The organism is Shewanella sp. SM55, from assembly GCF_025654025.1.
Lineage (GTDB): Bacteria > Pseudomonadota > Gammaproteobacteria > Enterobacterales > Shewanellaceae > Shewanella > Shewanella oncorhynchi.
In genome coordinates this window covers 1-1,929 of the sequence record NZ_JAKKRS010000029.1, presented here as the reverse complement: position 1 = coordinate 1,929, position 1,929 = coordinate 1, and the positions used below count along the sequence as shown (strand labels likewise).

Here is a 1,929-nt window from a genome sequence, read left to right as displayed (position 1 = left end):
GCGTCTAAGCATTTTCTTTTTAATTAACTTGCCCGCTTTATCGACGCCAACAGCATGAAAAACAGACTTTGCGATATCTAAACCGATTGTAGTAATCTTCATAGGTGGACCCGTCCTCTTTCTGATGAGTTTTAGCGACTACATCGTGGCCCATTGCGAGGCCGATTAAAAGTGGATGGGTCCATTCCATTATCCATGACCGAACTCACGCACTCTTTATTAAATCAAGAGCTCTATTCGCCCTGCGGCCACTCCGAGGGGAGATGTATTCCTTGGAGTTTTGAGTCGTTAGATCGCGATTCATCAGCAAAAAATAAGCGCGAAAAATGAGAAAGCTAAAACGATATCAAGTGATTAGCCATCAAACTGTATAAAAAACCGCTACCGCAAAAAAGCAAATTCCTATAGCATCATTTTTACCAAGTGACATGGATGTGGCTGTGGCCATATTTAAGATTTAGTCAACAAGCGATTTATGCCCTGCAAACAGCGCAGCGCATAAATACTAAGACGTTATAAAAACTAGTAAATTCCGGAGTTTGGAAACAATGTCAGAAAGAAAACCTATTCCTAAAAGCGTGAAAAAGGTACTTCGTTCTGAAGTCGGATTTGGCTGTCCTGTCAAAGGGTGTGGTAACCCTTACCTCGAGTACCACCATTTTGATCCTCCGGTTAGTGTCAAACCTCATAACGAACCAGAAGGTATGATTGCACTATGTGCTCAACACCATAAAAAAGCAGATGGTGGCGCATATACCATAGAACAGCTACATGCTCTTAAGAAAGACAAAGCAAATGCAAAGTTAGTTCGAGGTAATCTAGATTGGTTGCGTAAAGACTTGTTGGCCGTAGTAGGAGGTAATTTCTACTATGAGACACCGAAAATAATAACAATTGATAATATCGATTTAGTTTCTTTGGTCCGTGATGAAGATGGGTATCTTCGATTAAACGTCAATATGCTAAGTTTAGAGCCAGATGAACGTATAATTATTGAGGAAAACTCGTGGGAAAACATTGGGTCTCCTCTCGATTTACGGAGTCCACCTCAAGGTAAAGAGCTTGAGATTAGTTATCATAATGGCGACTATCTATATTTACGATTTATAGAGCTTCAATCATTTGAGCAAGCGCAACAGCGATATGAGACTGATGTATTCAAGGATATAACTTTTCCGATCACAGCTGTTGAAGTCAATATGACTATTGTCGGCACTCGCATAGAGCTCACACCAATAAGTTCTCAATTAGGTGGAATTAAGATGACAGGCTGCTTGTCGTCACACTGTGGTGGAGGTGTAGTAATTCAAAATAGTGGAATACAGTGGAAACAAAATCCTGTATGGAAACGCAAAACACTAGTAGAAGAGACAGAGCATCCGAATGTTGTAAAAGTAAACTTTGGTAGACGATAAATGTTTTTATAACAAACGCTTCAATAGGGACTGCCAACGCGCGGCATTTTTATTATGCGTTGGTTTGGGTGATTACAGTATTATGCGGAAAGTCAGTGATAGCGTTGGCTGCCCCTTAAGCGGGCGTTATCTCCATAGAAATTTTAATCCGAAATTCACGAATTAGAGTTAGGAATCTAACACGCTTTTGTCCCAAAAGTATGTTGCGTATGTCTTGTAAATCTACAGATTACGCGAATGCTCGAAAGGTGTGCCATGGTGATTGGCGAGACGACCGTCCGCCCCATGGACGGGGCGGTCGAGCATCCAAGGATGATGGGATGGACACCTCTTGTGAAGTAGGCGTCATTTACGCCATATTGAATTTGCACGTTCAATAACAACAAAAGGTGTCCAAAATGAAAGTTACACTAATAGGAATTGATCTCGCAAAAAATATCTTCCAAGTATGTGGAGTTAATCAAGCAGGCAAGAGTGTTTTTAACCGTTCGATTAAACGTGCTCAGCTCCTGAC

At 41.1% G+C, this 1,929-nt stretch carries 1 protein-coding gene and 2 pseudogenes; 2 read left to right on the top strand and 1 reads right to left on the bottom strand.

All coding sequences use genetic code 11. From position 1 onward, the window contains the following. Positions 1-102, bottom strand: a pseudogene (locus L5L91_RS22515) (IS110 family transposase); the annotation flags it as partial. 446 nt (positions 103-548) lie between these two features. On the opposite strand from L5L91_RS22515, the gene L5L91_RS22510 reads away from it, so the two are divergent. Then, positions 549-1,415, top strand: coding sequence for an HNH endonuclease (locus L5L91_RS22510; protein WP_263237818.1), 867 nt, complete (start codon positions 549-551; stop codon positions 1,413-1,415). 398 nt (positions 1,416-1,813) lie between these two features. Next, positions 1,814-1,929, top strand: a pseudogene (locus L5L91_RS22505) (IS110 family transposase); the annotation flags it as partial.

Coding starts and splice junctions, on each gene's coding strand:
- L5L91_RS22510 (WP_263237818.1), top strand. CDS start 549: ATGTCAGAAAGAAAACCTATTCCTAAAAGCGTGAAAAAGGTACTTCGT.